The organism is Thermobifida fusca NBRC 14071 = JCM 3263, from assembly GCF_001592045.1.
Lineage (GTDB): Bacteria > Actinomycetota > Actinomycetes > Streptosporangiales > Streptosporangiaceae > Thermobifida > Thermobifida fusca.
The window spans coordinates 20,037-41,921 of record NZ_BCWB01000050.1 but is presented as its reverse complement, the minus strand read 5'-3'; the positions used below and the strand labels follow the sequence as shown (position 1 = coordinate 41,921).

Below are 21,885 nucleotides of genomic sequence, written 5' to 3'. Positions count from 1 at the left end.
TCACTTCAGAGCTCTTCCGGCGCCTGCCGGCTTCGCTCTTGGCTTCTTTCTTTACTCTAGCGCCTCTCCGAGAGTGCTCGGACCATCGGCGCTGGAGTGGGAGAACCGGCCCGTCCGCGGCAGCTACCGCGTCCGTCTCGCTCGGTTCGCTTATCCAGATTACCGTGCTCTGCGGAGTGCTTCGCACATCCTCTGGACTGACCACCGTGCCCGGGCACGCCCGGAAGCCCGGCGGCGTTGGAAGACTTTATCCCACGTTCGCCCGCTTGGCGAATCGGGTTCGGCCAGGACGCATATGCCCAGGTCGAACCCGTATCCGCGGATGCGTGCCCGTCGTCGTCAGAGCTTCTCCAGCGGAGCGAACTTGACCATGAGGTCCTTCTGCCCGACCCCCGCTCCGAAGTCGACACGGGCCCGCGTCCGATCCCCGGTGCCGTCGACCGAGAGCACGGTGCCCAGCCCAAAGGAGTCGTGGTTCACCTTGTCGCCTGGCCGCAGCGCTAGCACCGGGCGCTCGGCCTTGCGGGTCGGCCGCGACGTGCGGGCAGGGGACACGGAACGGCGGAGCGCCTCCGTCGTGGACTCTGCCCGGCGCCAGGTCACGAGTTCTGCGGGAATCTCGTCCAAAAACCGCGACGGAGGGTTGTAGGCCGCGGCCCCCCAGGAGCTGCGTGTCGCAGCCCGGGTCAGGTAGAGCCGCTCCTGGGCACGGGTGATACCGACGTAGACCAGCCGCCGCTCCTCTTCCAGTGCGGACCGGTCGCCGAGCGCCCGCAGGTGCGGGAAGACCCCGTCCTCCAACCCGGTGAGGAAGACCACGGGAAACTCCAATCCTTTGGCCGAGTGGAGGGTCATGAGGGTGACGGCCCCGCCCTGGTCGTCCTCGTCAGGGAGCTGGTCGGTGTCGGCGATGAGGGAGACCTGCTCGAGGAAGTCCACCAGGGTCGGTTCCGCACCGTCGCGGCCGGTTTCCCCGTCGGCTCCTTCTGCGGCCAGCGCGGCGTCAAAAGACGATTCGAACTCGCGGGCGACGCCGACGAACTCCTCGAGGTTCTCCACGCGGCTCTCGTCCTGGATGTCCTTGGAGTTGACGAGCTCTTCCAAGTAGCCGGTGCGTTCCAGGACCGCTTCAATCGTCTCGGCCGGGCTGCGGGTGGCAGCCAGCTCCTCGAGTTCTTCGAGGAGCGCGACGAACTCTTTGATCGCTTTGAGCGAGCGGGTGGCGATTCCCGGTGCTTCGTCTGCGCGGCGCAGGGCCTGCGCGAACGTGATCCGCTCCTGTGCCGCGAACTGTTCGATGACCTGCTCGGCCCGCTCCCCGATCCCGCGTTTCGGCACGTTCAGAATGCGGCGCAGGCTCACCGAGTCCTCAGGGTTGGCCAGCACGCGGAGGTAGGCGAGGATGTCGCGGATCTCCTTGCGTTCGTAGAACCGCACCCCGCCGACGATCCGGTACGGCATGCCGGTGCGGACGAACACTTCCTCCAGTACGCGGGACTGGGCGTTGGTCCGGTAGAACACCGCGACATCGCCGGGGGTGCAGGTTCCCGCGTCGGTGAGGGCGTCGATCTCCTGGACGACGAACGTTGCCTCGTCGCGCTCATCGTCGGCGACATAGCCGACGATAGGCTCGCCCTCTCCCTGGGCGGACCACAGGTTTTTCGGGCGGCGCTCCGTGTTGTGCGCGATAACGGCGTTGGCTGCGGAGAGGATGGTCTGCGTGGACCGGTAGTTCTGCTCCAGCAGGATGGTGGTGGCCTGCGGGTAGTCGCGCTCGAACTCCAGAATGTTGCGGATCGTCGCCCCGCGGAAGGCGTAGATGGACTGGTCGGCGTCGCCCACCACGCACAATTCCGGTCCCGGGGTGGCGGGGTCGCCGTCGCCTACGAGCTCCCGGATCAGGGCGTATTGGGCGTGGTTGGTGTCCTGGTACTCGTCGACCAGCAGGTGCCGGAACCGCCGCCGGTAGTGCTCGGCGACCTCGGGGAACATCTGCAGCAGATGGACCGTGACCATGATGAGGTCGTCGAAGTCCATCGCCCCCGCCTCGTAGAGGCGCTGCTGGTAGAGCTGGTACGCCTCCGCGAGAGCGCGCTCCTGCACGGTTTCTGCCCGCCCCGCGAACGTGTCGTAGTCCACCAGTTCGTTCTTCAGGCTCGACACCTGGGCGGAGAACGACTTGGGCGGGAAGCGTTTGGGGTCCAGGTCGAGTTCGCGGCAGACCAGTTGCATCAGCCGCTGGGAGTCCGCGGAGTCGTAGATGGTGAAACTGCTGGGGTATCCCAGGCGGGCCGCCTCGCGGCGCAGGATGCGCACACAGGCCGAGTGGAAGGTCATCACCCACATGGCGCTGGCCGTGCGTTCACCGAGCAGCCGCTCGACACGCTCCTTCATCTCGGCTGCGGCTTTGTTGGTGAAGGTGATCGCGAGCACCTCGCTGGGGCGGACTCCCCGCTCGGCCAGCAGGTAGGCGATGCGGTGGGTGAGGACACGGGTCTTGCCTGACCCCGCTCCAGCGATGATCAGCAGCGGGCTGCCGTGGTGGAGCACCGCGGCGCGCTGGAGCTCGTTGAGACCTTCGAGAAGCTGCTCTTGGGAGGACACCCCACCAAGGGTAGACGCGGCGGAAGGACACCGCTGACCTCCTGCCGCGGCTAGTCTGGGCCGTTGCCCGTGGAAGCAACGGTTGTGGAGGGATTCAGTGCGGGTTTTCGTCGACTGCGACCCGGGGATTGATGACGCGCTGGCATTGGCCTACCTCGCGGCGGACCACAGGGTCGAGATCGCGGGGGTAGGGGCGGTCTACGGGAACACGGGGGTGGAGAGCACCGCGGAGAACGCGGTGCGGCTGCTGCAGCTTTTCGGACGTCCCGAGACCCCGGTTGCGGTGGGGGCGGCGCGCCCGCTCATGCAGCAGCCCCGGCTCGCCCGGCATGTCCACGGGGACAACGGGCTCGGAGGGATCGAACTGCCCGAGGCGGCGAAGCGTCCCGTGTCCGAGTCGGCAGCGGAGCTGCTTGTGCGCCTGGCCCGGTCGGCTCCCGGGGAGCTCAACGTGCTGGCGCTCGGTCCGCTCACCAACCTGGCTGTGGCGTTGGCTCTCGAACCGCGGCTGCCTGAGCTGGTGAACCGGGTCGTGGTGATGGGCGGTGCGGTCCGGTCGCCGGGCAACGTCACCCCGTGGGCCGAAGCGAACGTCAACAACGACCCTGAGGCGGCCGAGGCAGTGCTCGGCGCAGGGTTCGACCTGACTTTGGTGGCTCTCGACGTCACCATGCGAGCCTTGGCGACCGAGTCGTGGCTGGAGGAGTTGGCGGCGCTGCCGGGGGAGCGCGCCCAGTACGCGCACCGGTTCCTCGCCTACTACGTGGGCTGGTACACGTCGTTTCTGGGCCAGCGGGCGTGTCCGATGCACGACCCGCTTGCTGCAGCGGTGCTGGTGGACCCGTCGCTGGTGAAAGAGTCGGAGACCGTTCCCGTGCTGGTGGAGCTGGCCGGTGCGCACACACGCGGCATGACCATCGCGGATCTGCGTCCCCGCCGCGAGGAGACCTCGCGGCCTGCGGTGGTGCTGCCCACCGAGGTGGACGTGCCCAAGTTCCTCTCCCGGATGCTGCGCGCGCTGGCCTGAGCGGGTTAGACGAGTTTGCGGGCCGTAGCCCAGCGGCTCAGTTCGTGCCGGTTGGACAACTGGAGTTTGCGCAAGACCGAGGAGACGTGGGTCTCCACGGTCTTCACCGAGATGAACAGTTCGCGGGCGACCTCCTTGTAGGCGTAGCCGCGGGCGATCAACCGGAGCACTTCGCGTTCCCGCTGGGTGAGGCGGTCGAGTTCCGGGTCGACGGGGGGTGCGTCGGTGGCCGCGAACGCGTCGAGGACGAATCCCGCGAGACGTGGGGAGAACACGGCGTCACCGTCGGCCACCCGCACAATCGCGTCGGCGAGCTCCGTGCCGGAGATGGTTTTCGTGACGTAGCCGCGGGCGCCGGCGCGGATCACTCCGATGACGTCCTCGGCAGCGTCGGAGACCGACAGGGCGAGGAACCGGATCTCAGGGTGTTTCGGCAGGATCCGGCGGAGCACCTCGATTCCTCCGCCGCCGGGCAGGTGGACGTCGAGCAGGACCAGGTCGGGACGCTGTTCGCTGATGACGCGGACCGCCTCGTCGACGTCTCCGGCTTCGCCGACTACGTCGACGGCGTCGCCGAGTTCGCCCCGCACTCCACTGCGGAACAGGTGGTGGTCGTCGACGATGACGATCCTCGGGATACGGCCACTGGCGAAGGTGTTCTCTTCTCCCACATCGTGGGACTCTACCTGGCTGTACCATCCCCGCAAAGACGGCGTCCTCCTTCGGACACGGGCTGCTGGGACTGGAGTGTCGTCTGGGTCGCGCTAGGTCTCCCCAGACGGGGACGGGCGGGGCATGCGTAGTTGGACTTCGGTCCCTTCCCCGGGTGCGGTGCGGATTCGGGCGTGCCCGCCGTGGCGTTCCATCCGGCCGATAATCGAGCCGCGGACGCCCATGCGGTCGGCTGGTACCGCGTCCAGGTCGAATCCGGGGCCGCGGTCGCGGATGAAGACGAGGACTTCGTCCGGTTCCACTTCGCAGAACACGGAGATGGTGTCCACTCCCGCGTACTTGGACGCGTTCACCATGGCTTCCCGGGCGGCTTGCAGGGTGGCACGCAGCCCGTCGTTGAGGGGGCAGTCGCCCACGCAGACCACTTCGATGGGGACCCCGTGGACCTCTTCCACCTCGGCGGCCACTCCTTCCAGCGCGGGGGAGAGAGTGAGATCCACGTCGGTCCGGCGCTGGTAGAGCCAGTTGCGGAGGGCCCGTTCCTGGACTCGAGCCAGCCGCTGCACTTCGCGCGGGTCGTCGGCGCGGCGCTGAATGAGGGTGAGGGTGTGCAGCACCGAGTCGTGGATGTGCGCGGCGAGTTCAGCGCGTTCCTGGCTGCGGATGCGTTCTCGGCGTTCCCGGTCGCGTTCCCGCACCAGGCCAATGATCCAGGGGGCGACAATCAGCCCGATCCCGGCAAGCAGGGTGAGCGCGAACGTGAGTCCGGCGCGTGCTTCGTGGAGCTGCTGCTGGAAGGCGAGGAACCCGATCACGCCGACGATGACGAGCAGGACGCCCAGGCCGGTGCGGATCCACGCTTTGCCGCGCAGCGTGGTGGAGGCGACCCACTCGTCGCGTTCCGCGGGGTTGGCCTGCTGCCACAGGATGGTGCCGCCGAGAGCACCGAAGACCAGGAACCACAGCAGCGGGTCCAGGACACCGCCGAAGAACAGGAAGAGCATGCCCAGTCCGGCGGCCAGGGCGATGTAGGCCAGGATCTGGCTGATGTCGCGGCCTTTGCGGCGGGTGCGCTCCTCCGGGTCGGCTGTCGTGTCCTCTTCCGCCTCCGGGTCGGGGGGGACGAGCAGGAGCAGGACGAGGTAGACCGCGACCCCGATACCGCCGACGGCGAGAGCGAGCAGCGCCAGCCGCGCCACGACCGGGTCGATGCCGAGGTGGCGGGCTAGTCCGGAGCAGACTCCGCCTAGCAGCCGGTCGTCCGTGCTGCGGTACAACTGCGGTGGCTCTTCTCGCGTCGCGGTCACCGTCTCCTCGCATTCGTCTGCCTGGTACCAGCATGCCTGCCGGGCTGCGCGGTCTGCATCGGGGGAACTCCCCGGTCCCCCGGGACCCGAGTTCAGGGTGAGGTCAGGGAACTCCCTGATGGGAAGCGGGAACACCACGGGAGAGCATGGAGCCATGGTGGACGGCGAGCAGAACAGTGCGGCGCGGGCAGCGGAGCCCGCCGCCGCGGAGACGTCCGCTCCGACCAGCGCCGCTGAGCGCGCCCTGTGCCGGGACGATGTCGCCGCCGTGCTTACCGGGGTGGCGGCTGGTTTGGGGCGTTATACGCGGATCGACCCGGTGGTGTGGCGCACGGCGTTCGCGGTCACCGCGCTGGGCGGGGGGACCGGGGTGTGGCTGTACGCCTTTGCGTGGCTGCTGATGCGGGATGCGCGCGGCGGCCCCGCCATGGCGGAGCAGTTGTTCAGCCGGAGGCTGACCGGGGATGCTGTCCTTGCCCTCCTCGGCTGCGGTCTGGCGGTGGGGACAGCTTTCACCCTGTTCGGCGGGTTCAGTTGGACGACGCTGGTCCTGGCGGTGCCGCTGGTGCTGGGCTGCCTGGTCGCGCACAACCGCGGAGTGGATCTGGCCCACACCCTCCGGCAGTTGCCGGAATGGTTGAAGAAGCAGGATCCCCCGCCGAGCGTGGCTGCTCCTAGCCCTGCCCCTGCCTACTACCACCCGGGCCAGTCGTGGACTGCGGCCTCGGACGGCCCCGTCGACTTGGCTGTCCTCGCGCGGCAGGCCACCGAGCCCGAGGCCGGCCAGAAAACGACGGCCCGTCACGAGGCTGCTGCGGGCATCGCAGAGCTGCGGCCGCAGGAGCGGAACGGGGCCTGCTCCTCGTCCCGGCGCGGCGGGGTAGGGCTGTTCGCTCTCGTGGTCTGGGGTGCGCTGGCCTTGACCGGGGTAATGTTCGTCTTCGGTGGGGTGTCGGTGGATGCCCTGCTGGGGCCGCAGACTGCCCCGCTCTACCTGGGAGGGATTGTCACGTTGTGCGGGGCGGTCCTCATCCTGGGCGCGTGGGTGGGGAATCCGCGCGGCATCGTCCCGGTCGCCACCCTAGCGACCGTGCTGGCGGTGGGTGCCACGGCAACCGATGTGACCGAAGCGCGGTTCGGCTCGGTCACCTGGCGGCCGACCGCGGTCGCCGAGATACGGGAGCCGTTCGAGTTGACTGCCGGTCAGGCCCGTCTCGACCTGACCAGGCTTCCCGTGGAGCCGGGCCAGGAGGTGACGGTGCGGGCGCGGGTCGGTCTCGGATCGGTGGAGGTCATCGTGCCGGACACGGTGCGGACCGTGGTCCGCGGTCAGGCCGGGATCGGTTGGGTCACGCTCGGCGACCAGATGTTCGAAGCGGGTCTCAGGGTGGATGTCCACGAAGTCGTTCCCCCGCGCTCGGGCCCGGGCAGTAACGAAGGCGAGGACGCTGCGGCGGAGGTGCCGACGCTGAACCTCATCGTGGATTCCTGCGCGGGCAATCTGGAGGTGTCGCATGTCACGGCGTAGCACCGACTGGGCCTCGCTGGTCGCAGGGCTGCTGTTCGTGCTGCTAGGGCTGGCGTTCGTGGTCAGTGGCACGACTGCGTGGGACTTCAACGTGCTGTGGCTGCTTCCGGTGCTTGCCCTCGGTTTGGGAGTGGTCGGCATCGTGCGTGTGCTGCTGCGGTCACGCCACTCAGAGCACCGGCGTTCCTCGTGAAACCCTGGGTCAGGCAAATTTTCTGTCTGCCGCGCGGAAAAACCTCGTATGGCGGCTCCGCGTGCTGACCGCCGCTGGAACCCCTCGTCTAGGGTCGTTGCGCACTGTGACGTGACGGACACACTGGCGCGTGCGTGAAGCCGGGGACTACGGGTTTCCCCGGCGGGGAGGGGGAGGTCCGTTTGCCTGGCATCGGTGTCACTGTGGACGGCACGCGGTACGAGGACGAGGTTGACGCGTGTCTTCCCCTCTCCCAGTACCTGCGGGAACGGAAAAGCGGCGGTATTCCCGTGGACTGCCCGACCGCCGAGTGCGGGGCGTGCCTCGTGCTGGTGGACGGGGTGGCCGTCAAAAGCTGTCTGATGCTGGCGGTCCAGACGGACGGGTGCACGGTCACCACGGTCGACGGGTTGGCGGACGACGCTACCGCGCACTCTCTCCAGAAAGCGTTCCGGCGGCATGTGCGGCGGTGCACCCGGTGTCGGCCCGGGCTGGTGGTTGCGGCAGTGGAATTGCTGCGGGGCTGCTCTTCCCCTTCGGAGCAGGAGATCCACGAGGGACTGTCGGGGGTCCGGTGCCCCTGCGGCAGTGACGCCGACATCGTGCGCGCGGTGTGCGAGGCGGCGGACGCAGTGCAGGACGCGGACACACAGCTCCCCGAGACGCGGGTGGTCGGATGAGCGGAGACAACGGCGTACTGCCCCCGGGATGCGAGTACGCGCGGGCGCACAGCATCGCGGAAGCGGTGCAGATCCTGGGTGAGAGCCTAGAAGGGCGGGTGCTGGCGGGCGGTCAAAGCCTGGTGCCGCTGCTGCGGTCGCACCAGGTCTGCCCTGATGTGCTCGTGGACCTGGGTGGGGTCGCGGAGCTGCGCGGGGTGCGGGACGAAGGGGACTCGCTGTGGATCGGGGCGCTCACCACCTACCACGAGGTGGCGAGCCATCCGCTGGTGCGGTCCCATGCCCCGTTGCTGGCCAGGGTTGCGGGGGTGATCGCCGACCCGGCGGTGCGCCACCGCGGCACGGTGGGCGGGGCGTTGGCATACGCCGACCCGGCGTTCGAGCTGCCTACTGCGGCAGTGGCGTTGGGGGCGGAATGCCGGATCACCGGTCCTGCCGGGGAACGCGGGGTTCCTGCGGCGCACTTCTTCGTAGCGAAGCGGACCACTGCGATAGGCCCCGACGAGCTGGTGACCGGTATCCGAGTGCCCAAGTGGCCGGGCTGGTCGTTCCACTACGAGCGGTTTCCCACCGACCGGCGGTCGTGGGCGATCGGCGGGGCCGCGGCAGGGGTGCGCCGCGGCGACGGGGTGATCGCTGCGGCCCGCGTGGTGCTCGGCAATGTGGGGCCTACGCCGTTGCGGGCTGCCACCGTGGAGGCGGCGTGCATCGGTCTTCCGAGCCGGGCTGCCCTGCTGCGCGCGGCAGCGCGGGCCGTTGACGAGGTCCTCCCGTCGGACAGTGCCAGCGGCGACGTGGAGCACCGGGGTCTGGCCCGGGTGTTGACGGGTCGGGCGCTGATCACCGCGGCAGGGGTGTGACCTCGCGGTACGCGGAGACCCGGCCCGCTTATCCGAAGGAAAGGCTACTGTTCCACGACGGTTCAGTGAGATTCCGGCTGCGCCCTCGCTTGCTGAGCCGCGGTTCGGGGGACGATGGTGCATGCAACCCGTGGGAGTCAGGGAGTCTCCTCCCCTGGTGTTTGGAGTCACCGCGTGGAACCGCAGTACAACCCCTCCTTCGGGGGTGGCCCGCAGTATGGTCCTCCTCCCGGACAGTATCCGCCTGGCCAGCCGCACCGGGGAGTGCCCCCGCCCGGCTACCAGGTTCCCCCGCCGATGCCCCCTCCTGGACCGGCGGGTTATACGCCGCCGCGCCGCAGCAGCACCGGTCTGATCCTCGGCCTGTTCTCAGCCAGCCTGGCGCTGGTCGTGGTTGTGGTGACGCTCGTCCTCGTCACAAGTTCGCCCGCCACACGGATCAGCGACCTTGACGCGGTGCACGAAGTCATTGAAGAGCGCTACGAGCGCCACCCGTTCCTGGGGGTCGGCGGTTTCGAGGGCAAGCACACGATCTATGTCGGGCTGAGCCTCTCCTACGTTTCCGGCGTCGGTGAACTCCGGCAGGTCTCCGAGGATCTCGTCGGGACTGTCTGGGAGCACGTGCCCGGCTCTTATGAGCAGGTGGTCACCGCACTGCTCTCTTGGAGCGAGGACTCGCTGTTCGTGGAGCAGTGGGACACGGCGGCCCTGCGAGAGCAGTTCGGTCCGCGTCCGAGCGGACTGGCCGTGGAAGAGGTTGACGGCCGGGATCCCACACTGATCCGGCCTGGGGACTGCTCTGCTGAGCAGGGCTACTGCAATTCTTTGCCTGAGGCGCTGCTGACCGAGAACAGTCGGGCGCTGACGGAGTACACCTGCGGCCTGTTCGAGGAGGGGAGCGCGTTCCCCACCGAACCCTTCCAGATCCGCAACGACAAGAACCCGTACGGCGCGAAGTCGTCGGTCACCTACCTGCTTTCTCCGCTGACTGACTCGCGGCCGGACCTCCTCCATGTCGCGCTGTTGGGGAAGCGCGACGCGTTCCTCGAGGTGACGTGCGTCATCGACGGTGTGGAGGAGAACGAATTGTTCAGCCGCGCAGAGTACGAGAAGGCGTTGGAACTGGTGGAGTAGGCCCCTTCCCCGTGCCACGGGAGGCGGGGGTGAAGACAACGCACGGCTCCCCTGGTGCAGGGGAGCCGTTGCGGTCTTCGCGGCGTGGGAGTGAACGGCGACTCCGGTGGAGGCGTCACGGCCGGGTGCGGTCCCCTGCCGTGGCTGCCGCGGACCGGAGGGTCACTCCCATTCGATCGTGCCGGGCGGCTTGCTGGTGATGTCGAGGGTGACCCGGTTGATGTCGGGGACCTCGTTGGTGATGCGGTTGGAGATCGTGGCGAGGACGTCGTAGGGGACCCGGGCCCAGTCGGCAGTCATGGCGTCTTCGCTGGTGACCGGGCGCAGCACGATCGGGTGGCCGTAGGTCCGGCCGTCGCCTTGCACCCCCACGGAGCGCACGTCTGCCAGCAGCACCACCGGGCACTGCCAGATGGCGCGGTCCAGTCCGGCTCGGGTCAGCTCTTCGCGGACAATGGCGTCGGCTGCCCGCAGGATCTCCAGCCGCTCCGCGGTGACCTCGCCCACGATGCGGATGGCCAGGCCCGGGCCGGGGAAGGGGTGCCGCCACACCATTTCTGCGGGGAGGCCGAGTTCTTCGCCGACTCTGCGGACTTCGTCCTTGAACAGCTCCCGGAGCGGTTCGACCAGGGTGAACTGCAGGTCGTCGGGGAGTCCGCCGACGTTGTGGTGCGATTTGATGTTGGCGGTCCCGTTGCCGCCCCCGGACTCCACCACGTCCGGGTAGAGCGTGCCTTGGACGAGGAATTCGACGGCTTCGTCGCCTTCCCCGGCTTCAGCGACGATCTCGCGGGCTGCCTGTTCGAAGACGCGGATGAACTCGCGTCCGATGATCTTGCGTTTGGTTTCCGGGTCGGTGACCCCGGCCAGAGCGGTGAGGAACCGCTCTTGGGCGTCGACGACTTTGAGGCTGGCTCCCGTAGCGGCGACGAAGTCTTTTTCGACCTGCTCCGCTTCCCCTTGGCGCAACAGCCCGTGGTCAACGAAGACACAGGTCAGACGGTCGCCGATAGCGCGCTGCACGAGGGCGGCCGCTACCGCGGAGTCCACTCCGCCGCTCAGCCCGCAGATCGCCCGCTTGCTGCCGATCTGGGCGCGGATGCGCGCCACCTGGTCTTCGACGATGTTGACCATCGTCCAGGTGGGGCGGCAGCCCGCGGCCTCGTAGAGGAAGTGCTGCAGCACGGCCCGGCCGTGCTCGGTGTGGACCACTTCGGGGTGGAACTGGACCCCGTAGAGGGCCCGGTCGCGGTGCTCCATCGCGGCCACCGGGGCGTCCGCGGTCTGCCCGGTGACGGTGAACCCGTCGGGGACCTGGGACACGGCGTCGCCGTGCGACATCCACACGGTCTGCTGCTGAGGCAGGCTGTGGAACAGCAGGCTGTCGGTGGCGACGTTGATCGTGGTGCGCCCGTATTCGGAGCGTCCCGTCCGTTCGACGGTGCCGCCGAGGGTCTGCGCCATGACCTGGAAGCCGTAGCAGATCCCCAAGATGGGCACCCCGGTGTCGAACAGGCCGGGGGGAGCTTGCGGGGCTCCGTCGGCGTACACCGAGGAGGGGCCACCCGACAGGATGATGGCCTTGGGTTTTTTGGCGAGCATCTCCTCGACCGGCATGGTCGGAGGCACGATCTCGCTGTAGACGTGGCATTCGCGTACCCGACGCGCGATCAACTGCGCGTATTGCGCGCCGAAGTCCACGACGAGAACGGTGTCGAACGTGCTCTCGGGAGCACCGGCAACGGACACGTAACGGCCTTCCAGCGGAGATACGGAGACAGAACCACCGCCAGTGTAGTGCGCTGCCGGGTGGTAGAGCGGCGGGAGCGGCAGCAGGGCACGGGTTCTGCTGCCGGATCTCCGCTCTACCACGGCGTCGCAGGGGCACAGAGTGTGCGGAAGCTCACCTCAGCGGATGCGTAGGGCGCGCATGAGCCGGATGCCGGTGGTCATCACTCGCGACAGGGTTTCTGCGGACATCCCCGGGGGGCCGCTGAGGCCGACGACGTGCTGGCTGGACACGGTCTGCGCTTCGGTGTAGCGCAGGATGCCCTCCACTCCGTGGCGTCGTCCCAGGCCGGAGCGTTTCATCCCGCCCATGGGGGCGCCGTAGCTGGCGAACGCGGCGCCATAGCCTTCGTTGATGTTGACTGTCCCGGCTTTCAGCCGTTCCGCGATGCGGCGTCCCCGGGCCACGTCCCGAGTCCACACGCTGGCGTTGAGCCCGTAGGGGGTGTGGTTGGCGCGTTCGATCGCTTCGTCTTCGGTGGTGAACCGGTAGAGGGAGACGACCGGTCCGAAAGTCTCTTCGGCGCACAAGGTCATGGACTCGTCGACGCCGGTGAGCACGGTGGGCTCGTAGAACAGCGGTCCCACGTCGGGGCGGGGGCGGCCTCCGGCCAGGACGGTGGCTCCTTTGCTGCGGGCGTCCTCGACGTGGGCGACGACCCGGTCGAATTGGCGTTGGGACGTGAGAGAGCCCAGGTCCGCGGAGTAGTCGAGGTCCGCTCCGAGCCGCAGGTTCTTCGTCTCTGCCACGAATTTCTCGACGAACGCGTCGTAGATGGAGTCGTGGACGTAGAGCCGTTCCATGGAGATGCACAGTTGGCCGGAGTTGCTGAAGCAGGCGGCTACGGCGCCGTGCACGGTCCGGTCCAGGTCGGCGTCTGCGCACACGATCATCGGGTTCTTGCCGCCGAGTTCCGCGGAGCAGCCGATGAGCCGGGAGGCGGCACGCTGGGCGATGCGGGCTCCGGTCGCTGAGGAGCCGGTGAAGGCGACGTAGTCGGCCTCGTCGACCAGCGGGTCACCGATCTCCGCGGGTTCGCCGAGGACGACGAGCCACAGGTCGCGGGGGAGTCCTGCTTCGACGAGCAGGTCGATGGCCCACAGCGCGCTCAGCGCGGTCTGGGTGTCGGGTTTGGCGACGACGGCGTTGCCTGCCAGCAGGGCGGGGACAGCGTCTGCGACGGGCAGGGTGAGCGGGTAGTTCCACGGGGTGATGACGCTGACGACCCCTTTGGGCTGGTAGTTCACCCTGGTCCGGGTGGCGAGGGGGATGGCGCCGGGCGCGCGGCGGCGGCGGAGGAGTCGGGGGGCATGGCGTGCGTAGTGGAGGGTGCCGAGGGCCGCGTCGCAGACTTCTTCGAAAGCGTTCTTGCGGGCTTTCCCGGTCTCCCATTGCAGGATGTCCAGGATTTCGGTTTGCCGGTCGAGCAGCAGGTCGGAGAAGCGGAGGAAGGGGGCGATGCGCTGGCGGGGCGAGCGCTGCGCCCATTCGCGCTGGGCGGCGCGGGCGCGGCGGAACGCTTCGGTGACGTCGCTGGCCGAGGACTGGGGCAGGGTGGCGAGAGGTTCCCCGGTGAAGGGTGCCGTGGTGACGACGGTACGGCCGGTACTGCTGACCACGTGGCGGGTCAGCCGCTGGACTAGAGCGTCGTCCAAGGGGAGGGAACGCGTTGCTGTGGGGTGCGTCACAGTCTCCATACCAGCAGCTTAGGCGAGCCGCCCTCCACTCGCTACCGGCAAGTAATGAAACAGGGCTGCGCATGTGCCCGCACCCCGGACCGGCACGCTCCCGGGGACGGTCGTCCGGCAGGACTCAGCCGGCGAACCCGTTCGGGTTCATGGTCTGCCAGCGCCACAGGTGGGCGCAGGCCTCGTCCAAGGTGTACGCCGTCTTCCACCCCAAGTCCCGGTTGGCGGCGGACGGGTCGGCGTAGCAGACCGCGATATCCCCCGGGCGGCGGGCCACCACCTCGTAGGGGATCGTCTTGCCGCAGGCCCGCTCGAACGCCGCGATCGCCTCCAGCACGGAGACCCCGTGGCCGCTGCCGAGGTTGTAGGTGCGCATCCCGTAGGCGTCCCCGAGCCGCTCCAGCGCAGCGACGTGCCCGCGGGCGAGGTCCATCACGTGCAGGTAGTCGCGCACTCCCGTGCCGTCGGGAGTGGCGTAATCGTCCCCGTAGACCAGGACCCGCTCCCGGCGTCCAGCCGCCACTTGGGCGATGTAGGGGAAGAGGTTGTTGGGCACCCCTTCGGGGTCCTCTCCGATCAGCCCGCTGGGGTGCGCCCCCACCGGGTTGAAGTAGCGCAGCGTGATAATCCGCCAATCCGGTGCCGAAGCGACCAGGTCGGAGAGGATCCGCTCCGCGAACAGCTTGGTCGCCCCGTAAGGGTTGGTGGCGCGCAGCGGAGCATCCTCAGGAATCGGCACCCGGTCGGGGTCGCCGTAGACGGTCGCTGAAGAGCTGAACACTAAAGAGCGCACGCCGTGGGCGTCCATGGCTTCGCACACCGTCAACAGTGCGTCGAGGTTGTTGCGGTAGTACAGCAGCGGAAGCTCCACGGACTCGCCCACCGCTTTCAACCCGGCACAGTGGACCGCCGCATCGATCCGGTGCTCGGTGAAGACCCGGTCCATCAGCTCCCGGTCGGCGCAGTCGCCGACGTAGAAGTGGACGGAACGGCCGGTAATGCGCTCTACCCGGCGCACCGCTTCCGCGTGGCTGTTGCGCAAATTGTCGACCACGACCACGTCGTGGCCGTTCTCCAACAGCTCGACAGCGACATGCGTTCCGATGTACCCGGCTCCGCCGGTGAGCAGTACGTTCATGGTGATATCCGGATTGACGTGGCACGATGCAGCAACCCTGCTGCGCCACCAGCATAGACGTGCAGGTCGTCTCGCCGGAGCATGCCGCCCCGGCGCCGAGTGATCCGCCGCGCCCTGCGAGCAGCGCCCGGGCTCCTCATGCGCGGCCGTCCGCGACCGTCCACCGGGGGGTGGAGAGCGGACGTGTCGGCGGAAACCAGACGCGTTCCGCTGGCACGCTGACGATCTCCCGTTCGGGGTAGCGCAGCGCGGTCAACCGTCCGCCGAACACGCACCCCGTGTCCACGCACAGAGTGTTGTTGCGCCACTCCACGTCGGCAGCGGGCACGTGTCCGTACACCACGGTCGCCTGTCCCCGGTAGTTCCGGGCCCACGGAAGCCGCACAGGCAGCCCGTACTCGTCGACTTCCCCGGTGGTCTCGCCGTACAACGCGAAAGCACGGACCCGTTTGGAGTCCCGTCCGTGGTATTTCTCCGGCAGCCCGGCATGGGCGACCACCAGTTTTCCGCCGTCGAGAATGTAGTGGCTGACCAGGTCTGCGCAGAAGGCGCGGACCCGGGCCTGGAACGCTTCCGGCTCCGCGGCAAGCTGCTGCAGGGTTTCCCGCAGACCGTGCGAGACCTGCACGCGCCGTCCCTGCAGCGCCCTCCGCAACCGGTCCTCATGGTTGCCCGCCACGCACAGGGCGTCGCCGTCGGCGACCATTCCCATGACCAGGCGGAGCACGCCAGGCGAGTCCGGTCCCCGGTCCACCAGGTCTCCCACGAACACCGCGGTGCGTTCGACGTGGTGGGCGCCGACAGCGCGCCCGTGCTCGTCGCGCACCAACTGGTAGCCGAGCTGGTGCAGCAGCGCCTCCAGTTCGAGCCGGCAGCCGTGGACGTCGCCGATGATGTCGAAGGGGCCGCGCAGCTCGGAGCGGTAACCGGGAAAAGGCACCAGTCGCACCGTGACGGTGTCGACCGTTGCGGGATCGCGGAGCACGTAGACCGCTCTGAACCCTTCCTGGCCCAGGCGGTCCAGGGCGTGCTGCAGGTCGGTGAGCTGCCGGTCGATGGCCTTGGCGCTGAGGGCGCGGTCCGACCGTTCGCGGGCGCGCTGCCGGATCACGTCCACGGGAGGGACGAGGGCGATCGCGACACTCGGCAGATTGTGCCGCCGCGCGATCCGCCGCAGCGCAACCCGGGCGTGCGTGTGGAGGTTGGTGGCGTCGACGACGGTGAGCAGGCCGCGCTGCAGCCTCCGGTCCACCACGGCGTGGAGGATGGTGAACGCGTCGTCGGTGGCGGACTGGTCGTTTTCGTCGTCGCTGACGACCGCCCGGTAGTGGTCCGAGCTGACCACCTGGGTGGGGCGGAAATGCCGGGCGGCGAACGTGGACTTCCCCGCCCCGGAAACCCCGATGAGCAGCACCAGGCTCGCCGCGGGAATCTCGAGGACGCGGGGGGTGTCTGTCGTCTTCCCTTGATCAGCGTTCACTTGCGTGGTCAGACCCGTACGGTGGTGGCTTGCGGCACGATATCCGGGGCACCGTGCTGGACCGCGTCGGCTTCCTGGTCGCTGTCTTGCTCCTGGGCGGCCCGTTCCGCTTCGATCCGGGCACGGTAGTACTCCACTTCTCGGGCGATTTGGGCATCGTCCCAGCCGAGCGGGCCGGCCATGAGCTGTGCCGCCTCCTCAGCCGCGGCAAGGCCGCGGTCCCACGTCTCAATGGCGATGTGGGTGCGGCGGCTGAGCACGTCGTCGAGGTGGCGGGCCCCTTCGTAGCGGACCGCGTAGACCACTTCGGCACGCAGGTAGTCGTCGGCGCCGGTCAACGGCTGCTTCAAATCCGGCTGTTCGGCGATCAGTCCCAGCACTTCGTGGATGAGGGAACCGTAGCGGCGCAGAAGGTGCTGGATCCGGGACACGTGCAGGCCGGTGCGGCGGGCGAGGATGCGACGCTGGTTCCACAGCGCGAAATAGCCGTCGGCGCCCACCAGGGGAAGCCGGTCGGTCACCGACGGGGGCACTCCCCCGCCCAGCCCGTGGGCGACCGCGTCCACCGCGTCCTTGGCCATGACCCGGTAGGTGGTGTACTTTCCGCCCGCGATGAGGACTAGGCCGGGCACCGGGTGCGCCACGGTGTGCTCCCGGGACAACCGGGAGGTCTCCTCGGACTCCCCCGCGAGCAGCGGCCGCAGCCCCGCATACACCCCCTCCACGTCGTCTCTGGTCAACGGGGTTTTCAGGACTGCGTTGACGCGGTTGAGCACGTAGTCGATGTCGGTTCGGCTGGCCGCGGGGTGCGCCTTGTCCAGGTCCCATGCGGTGTCGGTGGTGCCGAGGATCCAGTGCCGTCCCCACGGGATGACGAACAGCACGCTCTTCTCGGTGCGCAGGATCAGCCCGGAGGATGCGTGGATCCGGTCCCGAGGCACCACCAGGTGAACGCCTTTGGAGGCGCGCACGTGGATCTGGCCGCGCCCGCCCACCATCTCCTGGATCTCGTCGGTCCACACCCCGGCCGCGTTGACCACCTGTTTCGCGCGGACCGCGAACTCTCGGCCGGTTTCCAGGTCGACGACGCGGGCCCCGGTGACATGCTCCCCTTCCCGCAGGAACCCGACGGCCTGGGTACGCGAGGCGATGTGCGCGCCGTAGGTGGCGGCGGTGCGGAGCACCATCACCACGTAGCGGGAGTCGTCCACCTGTGCGTCCCAGTACTGCACGGCGCCGACGAGGGCGTCGCGGCGCAGCGCGGGGAAGATCCGCAGGGCGGCACGGCGGCTGAGGTGGCGGTGGCCGGGCAGGCCGCGGGTGCGGGTGCCGGACAGGGCCAGCGCGTCGTAGAGGGCCACCCCCGCCCCGATGTAGGGGCGTTCCCAGTGGGAGCGGAGCGGGAACAGGAACGGCACCGGGCGCACCAGGTGCGGGGCGATCCGGCTGAGGAGCAGGCCGCGTTCGGTGAGCGCCTCGCGGACGAGAGGGAAGTCCAAGTGCTCCAGGTAGCGCAGGCCCCCGTGGATGAGCTTGCTGGACCTGCTGGAGGTTCCTGAAGCGAAGTCGCGGGCCTCCACGAGCCCGACGGAGAGGCCGCGCGCCACCGCGTCCAGAGCGACACCCGCTCCGACGATCCCTCCTCCGACCACCAGCACGTCGAGTTCGGTGTCGGCCATGGCCCTGAGGGCGGCGTCCCGTTCCTGTGGTCCCAACCGTGCTGCCGTCATCTGGTGCGCGGGGTCCCCTCCTCCTTTCCGGGCGCCGGGCGGAGGCAGAGGACGCCGCTTCCCTCCTCTCGCGGGAAGCCGCGTGCGGTGCGGCATGGGAGCGAGCGATGTGGTGAACGACGTTCTGTTCTGCTGGCTTCAGGCTATATCTGACGGTTCACCACAATCTGTACCCACTGTGGAGACGGTCAGTTAAAGCGCGTTGACATAGTCGGCGGCGATGGAGAGAACCTTCCGCCCGTACTCTTCGGACCGGTTGTACGACAAGATCGCTTCCCACCAGTCCTGGCTGGTGGTCAGCACCCGGCCGTCCGCGCACAGGTAGCGGGCGGCGCTCAGCGCGGCGTCGTCGATGTCGTGGGGGTTGGGTGTGCTGTTGTCCGCGGAAGCGCCCCAGATCTCCCACGTGCTGGGGATGAACTGCATGGGGCCGACAGCCCGGTCCCACACCGGGTCGCCGTCGAGCTGTCCGCCGTCGGTATCAGGGATCGCGGCGGTGCCGCGGCTCCCGTCGAGGGGAATGCCGATGACCGGGACAGTGGTGGTCCCGTCGGGGGCGAGCTCCCCGCCCGCGTAGGTGCCGTGGCGGGATTCCACTTCGCCGATCGCCGCCAGAGTCGGCCAGGACACTTGGCACTCCGGCTGCTCCGCGAGGAGCTGCAGTTGTGCAGCCGCGTACGCCTGCAGGGCGCGGCGCGGGATTCCGGTGGCAGCCGAGACCCGGTCGAGCCATGCGGGGTCGATTTCGGGGAGGGCCGCGTGCTGGTCGGACGGCAGCGGGCGGGAGCCCGGGACTCCTTCCGCCTCCGCGGTGCTGGCGTTGGTCTCGGTGAGCGTCTCCACGCGTCCCCCGAGTTCGTGGGGGCCGGGGGGCAGCAGCTGCGGTGCGGAGGATTCAGCGGTGAACGCCACGATGCCGAGAATGCCGCCGGTTACCCCCACCACCGCGGCGATCGCGGCTCCCGCCACGCCCAAGGCACGCCACCCGCCCGACATTCCGGGTTTGGGCGCCGGGGAGGCGGGGGGTGTGTCGGTTCGGACTTTGGAGAGCGTCTCGGCCACCACAACCCCACTCTCTGCCAGACACATGCACGAGCCCGGGGAAGAAGCGTCGGCCTTCCCCTGACGGACAGCAGACGTAACAGGACAGTCACCCTAGTTCGTCGCGTTCCGTCTGTTAAGGGGGGTTCGGAATCAAATGACGCCCCCGGGACTCAACTCGGGGGCGTCGCAGCAGAGGGGGTGCGGTTGTCGTTACGAGGTGAACTGCGCGGTTAGTTCGGCGCCACGACGACCTCGACCCGCTGGAATTCCTTCACATCGGTGTACCCGGCGGTAGCCATGGTGCGGCGGAGCGCGCCCATGAGGTTCATGGAGCCGTCGCTGGTGGAAGCCGGGCCGCGCACGATCTCCTCCAAGGTGCCGATCGTGCCGACCTTGAGCCGCTGGCCCCGCGGCAACTGGTGGTGGTGTGCTTCGCTGCCCCAGTGGTAGCCGCCGCCGGGGGCTTCGACGGCGCGGGCCAGCGGGGAGCCGACCATGACCGCGTCGGCGCCGCAGGCCAACGCTTTAGCGATGTCGCCGCTGCGGGTCATCCCGCCGTCCGCGATGACGTGGACGTAGCGGCCCCCGGACTCGTCGAGGTAGTCCCGCCGGGCCGCGGCGACGTCGCCGATCGCGGTCGCCATGGGCACGGCCACCCCCAGCACGCTGCGGGTGGTGTGCCCCGACCCGCCGCCGAAACCGACGAGCACCCCCGCAGCACCGGTGCGCATGAGGTGCAGGGCGGCGGTGTAGGTGGCGCATCCCCCGACCACGACGGGAACGTCGAGGTCGTAGATGAACTGCTTGAGGTTGAGGGGCTCCGTGCGGCCGGAGACGTGTTCGGCGGAGACCGTGGTGCCGCGGATGACGAAAATGTCCACCCCGGCCTCGATCACGGCCTTGTGGTACTGGGCCGTGCGCTGGGGGGAGAGGCGGGCCGCGGTGACTACCCCGGCGCGGCGGATCTCTTCGATCCGGCGGCCGATCAGTTCTTCTTTGATCGGTTCGGCGTAGATCTCCTGCAGTCTCCGGGTGGCTGTGGCGTCGTCGAGTTCCCGGATCTCCGCAAGCAGCGGCTCGGGGTCCTCGTAGCGGGTCCACAGCCCTTCTAGGTCAAGCACCGCCAGGCCGCCCAGCTCGCCGATGGCTATCGCGGTCTTCGGTGAGACCACGCTGTCCATTGGGCTCACCATCAGCGGCGTGTCGAACCGGTAGGCGTCGATCTGCCACGAGAGGGAGACCTCTTCGGGGTCGCGGGTGCGCCGCGCGGGCACAATCCCGATCTCGTCGAGCTCGTACGCCCGCCGTCCGGCCTTGCCCAGCCCGATCTCAACCTGAGCCAACGCTGTGCTCTCCTCTGTAGTCTGTGAAGCCGTCTCGCTCGGCAGGGTCTTCGGTCAGGACCGCCGAGTGCCGACGGAATCGACCGGAGGTGACCACCGGCGCGAGTCTACCGCCGCGGTATGCGCCCGCCCGGGCGGCGCGGGGTGGAAGGCGGATCAGTTGCGCGCCTGGTAGTTGGGGGCCTCGACCACCATCTGGACGTCGTGCGGGTGGCTTTCTTTCAGCCCGGCAGAGGTGATCTGCATCAACTGGCCGCGCTCACGCAGTTCGTCCAGGGTGCGCACCCCCGCATACCACATGGACTGGCGCAGCCCGCCGATGAGCTGGTGCGCCACCGCGGACAGCGGGCCCCGGTAGGGGACGCGGCCCTCGATGCCTTCGGGGATGAGCTGGTCGTCCGTGACCACCCCGGCCTGGGAGTAGCGGTCCTTGGAGTAGGAGCGGCCCCGCATGGCGCCGAGCGAACCCATGCCGCGGTAGGACTTGTACTGCTTGCCGTTGATGAAGAGGAGCTCGCCAGGGCTCTCCTCCACCCCGGCCAGCAGGCTTCCGATCATCACCGTGCTGGCGCCGGCGGCCACGGCCTTGGCGATGTCCCCCGAGTACTGGAGTCCGCCGTCGGCGATCAGCGGCACGTCGGCGGGGCCGGCGGCTTTCGCGGCTTCCAGGATGGCGGTGATCTGGGGGGCGCCCACGCCCGCGATCACCCGGGTGGTGCAGATGGAGCCTGGGCCCACCCCCACCTTGACCGCGTCCGCGCCGGCGTCGATGAGCGCCTGGGCGGCCGCGCGGGTCGCGATGTTCCCGCCGACGACATCCACCCGGGTGTTGGCTTTGAGCTTGGCGACCATTTCCAGCACCCCGGCGGAGTGGCCGTGCGCGGTGTCCACGACGAGGAAGTCGACCCCGGCGTCCACGAGCGCTTTGGCGCGCTCCTCCGCCTCGGGTCCGACACCGACCGCGGCACCCACGACGAGTCGGCCCTCAGCGTCCTTGGTGGCGTTCGGGTACTGCTCGCTCTTCGTGAAGTCTTTGACGGTGATGAGGCCGCGCAGCCGACCCTCGTCGTCCACGAGCGGAAGCTTTTCGACCTTGTTGGCGCGCAGCAGTCTGAACGCTTCCTCGCGGGACACGCCGACCGGGGCGGTGACCAGCGGCATGGGGGTCATGACTTCGCGGACCGGACGGGAGCGGTCCTCTTCGAAACGCATGTCCCGGTTGGTGACGATCCCGACGAGGCGCCCGTCGTCGTCGACCACGGGGGCACCGGAGATCCGGTAGTGGGCGCTGAGCCGTTCCACGTCGGCGAGCGTGTCGTCGGGGTGGCAGGTCACCGGGTGGGTGATCATCCCCGCTTCGGAGCGTTTGACCAGGTCGACCTGGGCGGCCTGGTCCTCGATCGAGAGGTTGCGGTGCAGGACTCCGGCCCCGCCTTGCCGAGCGATCGCCACGGCCATCCGCGCCTCGGTCACGGTGTCCATTGCCGCGGAGACCAGCGGGATGCTCAGGGTGATATTGCGGGTGAGACGGGTGGTCGTGTTCGCCTCGCCAGGCTGGAGATCCGAGTACGCGGGTACCAGCAGGACATCGTCATAGGTGAGCCCGGGAGGGAGCACTTTCTGGAACTCCTCCTGGTCTCCTGTTGGTTTGAGCGACATGACACCTTC

Annotated in this window: 17 protein-coding genes; 6 read left to right on the top strand and 11 right to left on the bottom strand. The window is 68.8% G+C overall.

Annotation, left to right across the window (positions count from 1 at the left end; translation table 11 throughout):
• Nucleotides 1-339: 339 nt before the first annotated feature.
• The gene (gene pcrA, locus TF1_RS13360) at nucleotides 340-2,604 is read right to left on the bottom strand and encodes a DNA helicase PcrA (RefSeq protein WP_011293003.1); all 2,265 of its coding nucleotides are present in this window, start codon (nucleotides 2,602-2,604) and stop codon (nucleotides 340-342) included.
• A gap of 97 nt (nucleotides 2,605-2,701) precedes the next feature.
• Here pcrA and TF1_RS13355 point away from each other — a divergent pair, with 97 nt between their 5' ends.
• Nucleotides 2,702-3,631 carry a nucleoside hydrolase gene (locus TF1_RS13355; protein ID WP_011293004.1) on the top strand — a complete coding sequence of 310 codons (930 nt, stop codon included), beginning with the start codon at nucleotides 2,702-2,704 and terminating at the stop codon, nucleotides 3,629-3,631.
• A 5-nt stretch (nucleotides 3,632-3,636) separates the two neighbouring features.
• Here the strand turns inward: TF1_RS13355 and TF1_RS13350 are convergent, their stop codons facing one another.
• Both TF1_RS13350 and TF1_RS13345 read right to left on the bottom strand, forming a co-directional pair.
• Nucleotides 3,637-4,302: a response regulator gene (locus TF1_RS13350; RefSeq protein ID WP_038044131.1), complete on the bottom strand. Its 666-nt coding sequence runs from the start codon at nucleotides 4,300-4,302 to the stop codon at nucleotides 3,637-3,639.
• Between the two features lie 93 nt (nucleotides 4,303-4,395).
• Nucleotides 4,396-5,580, bottom strand: a complete 1,185-nt coding sequence (locus TF1_RS13345; RefSeq protein ID WP_011293006.1) for an ATP-binding protein — start codon at nucleotides 5,578-5,580, stop codon at nucleotides 4,396-4,398.
• Between the two features lie 148 nt (nucleotides 5,581-5,728).
• On the opposite strand from TF1_RS13345, the gene TF1_RS13340 reads away from it, so the two are divergent.
• From TF1_RS13340 to TF1_RS13320, 5 genes are all read left to right on the top strand, one after another.
• Nucleotides 5,729-7,138 (top strand): PspC domain-containing protein, encoded by a 1,410-nt coding sequence (locus TF1_RS13340; protein WP_011293007.1) that lies wholly within the window; start codon nucleotides 5,729-5,731, stop codon nucleotides 7,136-7,138.
• Entirely contained in the window at nucleotides 7,125-7,331 is a 207-nt protein-coding gene (locus TF1_RS13335) for a hypothetical protein (RefSeq protein WP_011293008.1), read from the top strand. The genes TF1_RS13340 and TF1_RS13335 overlap by 14 nt, the downstream gene beginning before the upstream one ends.
• Nucleotides 7,332-7,513: 182 nt before the next feature.
• The gene (locus TF1_RS13330; protein WP_011293009.1) at nucleotides 7,514-8,011 is read left to right on the top strand and encodes a (2Fe-2S)-binding protein; all 498 of its coding nucleotides are present in this window, start codon (nucleotides 7,514-7,516) and stop codon (nucleotides 8,009-8,011) included.
• Entirely contained in the window at nucleotides 8,008-8,871 is an 864-nt protein-coding gene (locus TF1_RS13325; RefSeq protein ID WP_011293010.1) for an FAD binding domain-containing protein, read from the top strand. The genes TF1_RS13330 and TF1_RS13325 overlap by 4 nt, the downstream gene beginning before the upstream one ends.
• A 174-nt stretch (nucleotides 8,872-9,045) precedes the next feature.
• Nucleotides 9,046-10,005, top strand: a complete 960-nt coding sequence (locus TF1_RS13320) for a hypothetical protein (RefSeq protein ID WP_227480925.1) — start codon at nucleotides 9,046-9,048, stop codon at nucleotides 10,003-10,005.
• A 162-nt stretch (nucleotides 10,006-10,167) separates the two neighbouring features.
• Here TF1_RS13320 and guaA read toward each other — a convergent pair whose 3' ends face one another.
• The 8 genes from guaA to guaB all read right to left on the bottom strand — a co-directional run bounded on the left by guaA (nucleotide 10,168) and on the right by guaB (nucleotide 21,876).
• Nucleotides 10,168-11,754, bottom strand: coding sequence for a glutamine-hydrolyzing GMP synthase (gene guaA, locus TF1_RS13315; protein ID WP_011293012.1), 1,587 nt, complete (start codon nucleotides 11,752-11,754; stop codon nucleotides 10,168-10,170).
• 159 nt (nucleotides 11,755-11,913) lie between these two features.
• Nucleotides 11,914-13,491, bottom strand: a complete 1,578-nt coding sequence (locus tag TF1_RS13310; protein ID WP_011293013.1) for a succinic semialdehyde dehydrogenase — start codon at nucleotides 13,489-13,491, stop codon at nucleotides 11,914-11,916.
• A gap of 115 nt (nucleotides 13,492-13,606) precedes the next feature.
• Entirely contained in the window at nucleotides 13,607-14,620 is a 1,014-nt protein-coding gene (gene galE, locus TF1_RS13305; protein WP_011293014.1) for a UDP-glucose 4-epimerase GalE, read from the bottom strand.
• A 136-nt stretch (nucleotides 14,621-14,756) separates the two neighbouring features.
• A complete protein-coding gene (locus tag TF1_RS13300; protein ID WP_011293015.1) occupies nucleotides 14,757-16,100 on the bottom strand; it encodes an AAA family ATPase in 1,344 nt (447 codons plus the stop codon).
• Nucleotides 16,101-16,108: 8 nt separating this feature from the next.
• Nucleotides 16,109-17,830: a glycerol-3-phosphate dehydrogenase/oxidase gene (locus TF1_RS13295; RefSeq protein ID WP_061783938.1), complete on the bottom strand. Its 1,722-nt coding sequence runs from the start codon at nucleotides 17,828-17,830 to the stop codon at nucleotides 16,109-16,111.
• Between the two features lie 192 nt (nucleotides 17,831-18,022).
• Nucleotides 18,023-18,895, bottom strand: a complete 873-nt coding sequence (locus TF1_RS13290; RefSeq protein ID WP_016189222.1) for a lytic transglycosylase domain-containing protein — start codon at nucleotides 18,893-18,895, stop codon at nucleotides 18,023-18,025.
• A 209-nt stretch (nucleotides 18,896-19,104) separates the two neighbouring features.
• Nucleotides 19,105-20,217, bottom strand: coding sequence for a GuaB3 family IMP dehydrogenase-related protein (locus tag TF1_RS13285; RefSeq protein ID WP_011293018.1), 1,113 nt, complete (start codon nucleotides 20,215-20,217; stop codon nucleotides 19,105-19,107).
• Nucleotides 20,218-20,373: 156 nt separating this feature from the next.
• On the bottom strand, nucleotides 20,374-21,876 hold the full coding sequence (gene guaB / locus TF1_RS13280) for an IMP dehydrogenase (RefSeq protein ID WP_011293019.1): 1,503 nt from the start codon (nucleotides 21,874-21,876) through the stop codon (nucleotides 20,374-20,376).
• Nucleotides 21,877-21,885 lie beyond the last annotated feature (9 nt).